The 1,274-nt window shown below is 66.3% G+C and carries 2 protein-coding genes; both read right to left on the minus strand.

The annotated features are described in order from the left end of the window. A partial coding sequence (locus ACIP0B_RS28515) for a 2Fe-2S iron-sulfur cluster-binding protein (protein ID WP_400838555.1) occupies nt 1-130 on the minus strand: 130 nt, incomplete at its 3' end. A 138-nt stretch (nt 131-268) separates the two neighbouring features. Next, nucleotides 269-1,274 (minus strand): NADH-ubiquinone oxidoreductase-F iron-sulfur binding region domain-containing protein (locus ACIP0B_RS28520; RefSeq protein ID WP_400838552.1); only part of this gene is annotated, 1,006 nt, incomplete at its 5' end.

A 1,274-nucleotide genomic window follows, 5' to 3' on the forward strand; every position in this document is an offset into this window, starting at 1 on the left:
CCCCGCGCTCGGTAGCGTCGGGGTGCCAGCAGAAATAAGGGATGTCGAGGCCCAGCGACAGACATGCCTGTAACAGGTTGTCTGCCCCGTCGACTTCGAGCGCTTTGCCGTCTACGTGGATAGTGGCCATGGTTCAAAGGTCTTCGTTGGCCCGGTGTCAGCGGGCGTGGCTAATGGAATCTTGTTGTCCGTCCGAATCCAACCAGCCCCGAAAGGCGTCATCGGACGCAAGGCGAAGGGCACGGACCCTTCGCCTTTCTTTAAGCGTTTACGCGCCGACGGTGATCGGCTTCGCCAGAGGCGGGACGGCGGCGCTTGCAGGCGCGATGCCGGCCTCGAACTCCGGGCGGAAATATTTGATCGCGCTGCCCAGCGGCTCCACGGCACCCGGTGCGTGGGCACAGAAGGTCTTGCCCGGGCCGAGGAAACCCACCAGACCCAGCAGGGTCTCGATGTCGCCCGGCTGGCCCTGGCCCTTCTCGAGGGCCATCAGCAGCTTGACGCTCCATGGCAGGCCGTCGCGGCAAGGGGTGCAGAAACCGCAGGACTCGCGGGCGAAGAACTGCTCCATGTTGCGCAGCAGGGACACCATGTTGATGCTGTCGTCCACCGCCATGGCCAGGCCGGTGCCCATACGGGTGCCCACCTTGGCGATGCCGCCGGCGTACATCTGCGCATCGAGGTGCTCCGGCAGCAGGAAGCCGGTGCCGGCGCCGCCAGGCTGCCAGGCCTTGAGCTTGTAGCCGTCGCGCATGCCGCCGGCGTAGTCCTCGAACAGCTCGCGGGCGGTCACGCCGAACGGCAGCTCCCACAGGCCGGGGTTCTTGACCTTGCCGGAGAAGCCCATGAGCTTGGTGCCCATGTCTTCGCTGCCGTCGCGGGCCAACGATTTGTACCAGTCCACGCCGTCGGCGATGATCGCCGGCACGTTGCACAGGGTCTCGACGTTGTTCACGCAGGTCGGCTTGCCCCACACGCCGACGGCGGCAGGGAAGGGCGGCTTGGAGCGCGGGTTGGCGCGGCGGCCTTCCAGGGAGTTGATCAGCGCGGTCTCTTCGCCGCAGATGTAGCGCCCGGCGCCGGTGTGGACGAACAGCTCGAAATCGAAGCCGCTGCCCAGGATGTTCTTGCCCAGCAGGCCGGCGGCCTTGGCTTCTTCCACGGCACGGTTCAGGTGCTTGGCGGCGGTGGTGTACTCGCCGCGCAGGAAGATGTAGCCGCGGTAGGTCTTCAGCGCGCGGGCGCTGATGAGCATGCCTTCGATCAGCAGATGG

This window comes from Pseudomonas sp. NPDC089534 (assembly GCF_044749305.1).
Taxonomy (GTDB): Bacteria; Pseudomonadota; Gammaproteobacteria; order Pseudomonadales; family Pseudomonadaceae; genus Aquipseudomonas; species Aquipseudomonas ekonensis.